The sequence below is a fragment of the Sulfitobacter sp. G21635-S1 genome, assembly GCF_027213915.1.
Taxonomy (GTDB): Bacteria; Pseudomonadota; Alphaproteobacteria; order Rhodobacterales; family Rhodobacteraceae; genus Sulfitobacter.
Window position 1 is genome coordinate 1 of sequence record NZ_JAPWGV010000057.1, and the last position, 6,028, is coordinate 6,028.

At 61.1% G+C, this 6,028-nt stretch carries 4 protein-coding genes; 3 read left to right on the plus strand and 1 reads right to left on the minus strand.

Annotated elements, in window-relative coordinates:
- From O4H53_RS26730 to O4H53_RS26740, 3 genes are all read left to right on the plus strand, one after another.
- Window positions 1–1,522 (plus strand): tyrosine-type recombinase/integrase (locus O4H53_RS26730; protein ID WP_269368003.1); only part of this gene is annotated, 1,522 nt, incomplete at its 5' end.
- Complete coding sequence (locus O4H53_RS26735) at window positions 1,519–2,430, plus strand: tyrosine-type recombinase/integrase (RefSeq protein ID WP_269368005.1); 912 nt, start codon at window positions 1,519–1,521, stop codon at window positions 2,428–2,430. The genes O4H53_RS26730 and O4H53_RS26735, both read left to right, overlap by 4 nt.
- A complete protein-coding gene (locus O4H53_RS26740; RefSeq protein ID WP_269368007.1) occupies window positions 2,427–3,431 on the plus strand; it encodes a tyrosine-type recombinase/integrase in 1,005 nt (334 codons plus the stop codon). Before O4H53_RS26735 ends, O4H53_RS26740 begins: the two co-directional genes overlap by 4 nt.
- A 40-nt stretch (window positions 3,432–3,471) precedes the next feature.
- On the opposite strand, the gene O4H53_RS26745 is transcribed toward O4H53_RS26740, so the two are convergent.
- The coding region (locus O4H53_RS26745; protein ID WP_269368009.1) for a TOTE conflict system archaeo-eukaryotic primase domain-containing protein at window positions 3,472–6,028 on the minus strand (2,557 nt) is incomplete at its 5' end.

A 6,028-nucleotide genomic window follows, 5' to 3' on the forward strand; every position in this document is an offset into this window, starting at 1 on the left:
CTCCCCCTCCAACTCTCCGCTCGGCGGCCGTGCCGACGCCGACGACGTCGCTCTGGTCAGCGCCTATCTCGCAGACAATCCCCGGCTCTCGAAGGGCGCCGTGGGTGCCGCCCGGCATTTTCTGAAGTGGGCACGCGCCCGGAAGATCCCGACCAGAGACCTCGACGCATCGGCGGTGGATCGGTTCCTTCGCCATCACTGCCGCTGCGGCCGCTACAGCCCTGCGCAACTGCGCAAGCCTGCCTACGCCACAGATACACGCAGATTCCTGAACTATCTCGAAGCCACCGGGGTGGTCTTCATTGCAAATGAAGTCGCCCGGCTCGGGCAATATCTGGAGGCCCATGCAGAGAAGCTCTGCGCCACCGGATATAGCAAGGTGACGTACTCGACGCAGCTGACTCAGGCCCGCCATTTCGCGGAATGGGCGCTGCTGATGCGTGTTCCGGCCCACGGAATCGATGAGGCTACCATCGATCATTTCGCACGGCATAATTGCCGCTGTGGGGAGAAGACCAAACATGGCAAGGACATGCTGGGCTCGCGCCTCAAGAACCGCCGCCGTGGTGCGCGTGCTTTTGTCCGGTTCCTGAGGGATGAGGGTCTGATCCCGCCTGAAGCGCCTGACTGCGTTACCACCTGCGATCCGCGCCTGACCGAGTTCTCGGAATGGTTGCGCCGCGAACGTGGGGTGACGCACGAGACCGTACGGCGCTTCTTGTACGAAGCGAACCGCTGGCTGGATAGCCTCGGGGCAACCCCGAAAGACTACAACGCGGCGGCAATCCGCTCGATCGTTTTGAACCAGGGCGAAGAGCGCTCAAGATCTTCGGTGCGGATGACGGTGACCGTTCTGCGCGCTTTCTTGCGCTTCACGATTGTTCAGAATCAATGCGCCCCGTCGCTCCTGTATGCTGTGCCATCTGCCGTTTCGCGCAAGCTGTCAACGGTACCACCGACGATCCCTCGAACCAAAATTGAAGAGATAATAGCGTCCTGTGGAACCAAAACGCCTGTCGAGATACGGGACCGCGCCATACTCCTTCTGCTCGCGCGGCTGGCTTTGCGCGCCGGTGACATCTGGCAATTGCGGCTGTCAGACATTGACTGGCGTGCGAGTCGGTTGCGATTGCATGGCAAAGCCAGACGCGAAGTTTTGGTACCAATACCACAGGATGCTGGGGATGCGCTGCTGACCTATATCGAAGATGTGCGTCCGGTCGTCACAACTGACAGGGTCTTTCTGCGCATTCAGGCGCCATTCACTCCGTTTCGGTCCTCTGCTGAGATCGCCGGGATCGTTTCCCGTGTCCTTGCCCGGGGTGGCTTCACCGGTCTGCCGACGGGCGCGCACGTGTTTCGCCATTCACTGGCATCGGCCTGGTTGCGCAGCGGCGCGGATCTTGATCAGATCGGTGTCGCGCTTCGCCACAGCTCGCGTGATACGACCGCGATCTATGCCAAGGTCGATATCGAGATGCTGGCAGGTGTGGCCCAGCCTTGGCCGGAGTGCGCATCATGATGCATTCCCATGTCGATCGCTTCGTTCAACTGAACCGCGCCCTTGGAAAGAAGTTTGCCGCGCAAGAGACGTCCTTGCGCTCTTTCGCGGATTTCGCTGCAGACCGATCAGCCAGCCACGTGACAACTACCCTGATATTGGACTGGGCTGGTGGCGCCTCGACGCCAGGTGCCGTGCAAATTCGGGTCGATCAAGCCCGGGCGTTAGCCGTATTCCTGCATGCGGAAGATGCGCATCACGAGATACCGCCGTTGAATCTGCTGGGCCGTTCACGACGGCAGCGGCCCGCCCCGTATATCATGACTCAGGGCCAGATCAGTCGGATCATGCGGGAAGCGCTTCTGGTGCCGGGCCTGACATCAATCAGCCCGCTGACTTACCACAATCTTATCGGTTTGCTTGCATCGACAGGTTTGCGGATTTCGGAGGCTTTGTCCCTCCGGTGCGACGACCTGACCGACGACGGTCTCATGATCCGGCATGGCAAGTTCGGCAAGAGCCGCCTCGTGCCGATACATGCTTCGACCCGCGCCGCGCTTGACCGCTATCTCGAAGCCCGAGGCGTCGTGCGCAATCCCGGCGATGATCTTTTCGTACTCGGCCATGGCCGTGCCCCGACGGCGACCAGGGTCCACGTGGTCTTCGTCCGGATCGTCCGCAAGCTCGGATATCGCACTCCGACTGGTCCCGGACCCCGGCTGCACGATCTGCGCCATACATTTGCGGTGCGATCTCTGGAAGCTTGCGGGAACGATCCGCAGGCGGTCATGCGGCACATGAAGGCCCTGAGCACCTATCTCGGCCATGTCGATATCGCCAACACCTATTGGTACCTTGAGGCCACGCCGGTCCTTCTGAAGATAATCGCCTCGACCGCCGAAGAGACCTGGATCGGAGGTGCAGCATGACCCCGCTCGCTCCCGATCTTTCGGCCTTCATGCAAACCCATCTTCCGGGCGAGTGCGGTGCAAGCCGACATACCATCGCAGCCTATGCCCACGCGTTCACCCTCTTGCTGCGGTTTGCCGCTGGACGGCTCAAGCGCTCCCCTTCGGAACTCGCAATCGAAGACCTCGATGTTCAGATGATCAGGGCGTTTCTTGAACACATCGAGGTTGGGCGCGCCAATTCCGTCCGGTCCCGCAACGCGCGGCTGGCGGCGATCAAATCGTTCTTCCGTTTCGTCGAACATCGCCACCCGGCCTGTCTCGAGCAGGCGCTGATGATCCGAGCCCTGCCCGTCAAGCGCACGGATACAAGGCTCATCGACTACCTGACCCGGGAAGAACTCCAGGCCCTGCTTGCCGCACCGAACCGCTATACGCTTGGGGGACTGCGTGACCGGGCGATGCTGCACCTGGCATATGCTGCGGGCTTGAGGGCGTCCGAGCTGCTCGCAGTGCGAATGGGCGATTTTCCTGAAGGCTCGTTTTCCAGCGTGCGGATTCTTGGCAAGGGTCGGCGGGAGCGGATTCTGCCGCTCTGGAAAGAGACCCAAGCCGCCATTCGCGCGTGGCTGGCTGTCCGGCCAGGCGATGCGGGGCCGGAACTATTCCTGAACCGTGATGGTCGCCAGATGACACGGGACGGGTTCGCCTACAGGCTCCGGCAGCATGTGGTGACAGCTGAACGCTCGGCGCCGTCGATCGCCGCAAAGCACGTCACCCCGCATGTGCTACGACACAGCTGTGCGATGCATACACTTCAGGCAACCGGCGATGTCCGCAAGGTCGCGCTCTGGCTCGGCCATGCCAGCATCCAGACAACGGAGATGTATCTGCGCGCAGACCCGACCGAGAAGCTCGCGCTCTTGGATGCCCATCACGCACCGTTGATCAAACCGGGCAAGTTCCGGGAACCCTCGGACAAGCTGATGCAGATATTGGCCATCGCCACGCAGCGTTCCTGACTGAACGCGTAACATTTGGCGTCCCGCGTCCGGCGGGGCGCTATTCCATCACATAGCCGAGCGCCCGATAGCCTGTTCGTCGCTTGGCCGCCATTCTGGACAGGACCGGAACCGAACTGTCGACATAGTCGACCACCAGGACGTCTTTCTTTCCGTCATGCTGCCGATGCAACCTGCCGACATATTGCGCCAGCGTGCCTTTCCAGGCGATCGGCATCGTCAGGAACAGGGTGTCGAGCCGCGCATCATCGAAGCCCTCACCGATGTAGCGCCCTGTCGCGAGGATCAGCCGTTCCTCATCGTCATCGACAGTCAGCCCCGCATGCGCGGCCTTCCGGTCCTTTGCGGACATGCCGCCGCGGAGCACGATAATGTTTTTCGCAAATCGGGAGAACCGGTCCTGAAGATACTGGAGGTGATCCTTCCGTTCGGTCAGCACGATCGGCGAGCGTTTGGCATCTAGTGATTTCAGCACATCGTCGAAGATCAGATCGTTTCGAGCAGGGTCCTCCGCTAAAGCGGCATAAATTGCAGGTATGGATGGGCGCTCCGCCATGGCGAGGGGCTCCGGCAAACGGAATCTCGTGTGACGTTCACGCGCCCGATGGTGAATGCCGCTTTCGGCGGCCTGCGATTTGGCGCTCACCTGATGGCGCACGGGGCCGCATTGCATGAAGATGATCGGATGATGTCCGTCTTTTCGGGCGACGGTCGCCGACAACCCGGTGACGTAGCGCGCCTTCGATCTGCGGGCGACCAGTTCAAAGCTTGACGCAGACAGATGATGGCATTCATCGACGATAAGGTGTCCGTAGTCGGCAACAATGTCGTCTACTTCGCCTTTGCGGACCAGGCTCTGGATCAGCGCCACGTCGATCACACCGGTAGGTTTGCGTTTGCCGCCGCCGATGGTGCCGATCAGCTTCGGGTCGATCTGCAGAAAGGACTTCAGCCGCTCGACCCATTGGTTTAGCAGTTCCCGGCGGTGAACCAGCACCAGTGTATTGCGTGCACGATGTGCGATCAGCGCCGCGGCCACGACCGTCTTGCCGAATGCGGTCGTGGCGGCAAGCACACCGGTATCATGTTCGGCCAGGGCGTCAAACGCGCGCGTTTGCGGCGGGCGAAGTTCGCCACGGAAGCGGACCGTCTCCGGCAAGCGGGTTCCGTCTGCACGTAAATCGTCCAGGTCGGCTGTCGCACCGTGATCGGACAGGAACCCGATCGCTTCGTCGAAGCAGCCGCGCGGCAGGGCGACGTGTCGGGGATGCAGTTCGGCACAGGACACAATTCGCGGCTTGCCGAATGTCGGCAGCCGCATCGCCTGGGCGCGATAGAATTCGGGGTTCTGGAACGCGGCCAGCCGGACCAGTTGGGCAATCATGGCCGAAGGCAGCTCTGACCGGTCGAGATAGATCTGGTCTGCGACTGTCACCTTGATGGTTTGCGGGATGGGCACATCCAGACGTCGTGGCGTGCTGTGGCGTGACGGAGACATCTTCCAGGGCTCATTCGCCTGTTCGTCATCCACCGGCATGCGCACGCCCAACACCCGCCCGGAAAGCTCCGCCGTTTCGACGAGGTCACTCACCGCTGACGCCGACATTCTCGGCAGGGAATACAAATAGGCCCACTGATCGTCAAATGGCCGCATTCCCGCGTCCACAAAGACGCTGTTGCCAGCCTTGCGCGCAGTGTTCTGAAGCGGCAGTGCGATCAGATTGCCGAAACCGCCGAACGGCATGATATCCTGGTTTGGAAACAGCCGGTCATAGGAGGCAAAGCCAATCTCCGGCCGCCTTTCCATCGTTTCCGTGATCAAAACCGATCCGAGCTGGCGCGCCAGACGGGCGGACACGGGTTCTGAGAAGAAGATCCAGACATGACCGCCGTTGCCCGATCTCGACCGCTCCAGCGCTGCAGGGACTCCCTTTGCTCGGCAGGTTTCCAGCAGCGCACTGGCGTCTTCCGCCCAGGATGCCTTGTCAAAATCCGCAGCAAGAAACCAGCATGTATCACCCTGGAGCAGCGGGTAGACGCCCGCGACAAAATCCCCGCTGCGTCCATCATCACCGCGCAGGTGTTTTTCCATGATGCACTCATTCGGCGGGATGAACTTCTGATGTGGGCACTCGCCGCATTTGACCTTCGGCTTGCCGCAAATGTCTTTCACCCATTCGTTGGCACAAGCAGGCGAATATCCTGAGCGTTCGGTCTTCCTGTTTTTCCACCGCACAGGAAACACGTCAGGCCGACCGGCGAATAGACTTCGGAACAGATCGACCTTTTCATGCGACGGCGAACTGTTCGTCACCGGAGCGTCCTCGAAGGAAGGATGTTTCACGGCTGGCGCGTGCTCAGCGGCGAGGCGAACCTCGAGGGACGCCATCTCGCGCTGAAGCTGCTGCCGTTCGGCATCCAGATTGGCTAGACGCGCTCGAACCCGCGCCATTTCCGCCTCGATGTTGCTCTTTTCTGCCACCGCGGTTTCCACCCAATCCTTTCCGTCCCGTCCAGCATAAAGCGGGAAAGCGGCTCGCGTAAGCAGGCTTTCCCGATCGTCAGCACGGCCGCCGAGCGGAGAGTTGGAGGGGGAA

What these genes read in the sequence shown, in the direction of transcription:
- O4H53_RS26735 (WP_269368005.1), top strand. Translation starts at nt 1,519, where the DNA reads ATGATGCATTCCCATGTCGATCGCTTCGTTCAACTGAACCGCGCCCTT.
- O4H53_RS26740 (WP_269368007.1), top strand. Translation starts at nt 2,427, where the DNA reads ATGACCCCGCTCGCTCCCGATCTTTCGGCCTTCATGCAAACCCATCTT.